At 68.6% G+C, this 242-nt stretch carries 1 protein-coding gene; it reads right to left on the reverse strand.

Annotated features, from left to right (window positions below; translation table 11 throughout):
- Positions 1-242: TolB family protein (locus SB775_RS33125; RefSeq protein ID WP_410865534.1), on the reverse strand; the 242-nt coding region annotated here is incomplete at both ends.

Below are 242 nucleotides of genomic sequence, written 5' to 3' on the forward strand. Positions count from 1 at the left end.
GTTTCCGGCAGCAGGCCTTCGATCGGACGCAACGAGTCCGGTCGCGCCAGGTCGGCCCACCACAATGCGTAGTCTCCGGAACGGTCCGAGGCGAACGCGAGCTGGCGGCCATCCGGGGAGATCATCGGCTGCGAATCGCGACCGTTGGACGGGAACAGGCGTTCGCGCGTGTAGGCGCCACGCGCGCTGGCACGCTGCACGCGGAACAGGTTGAACTGCGGGCGCCGCTGCATGAAGGCCAG

Source organism: Peribacillus sp. SIMBA_075 (assembly GCF_046534585.1).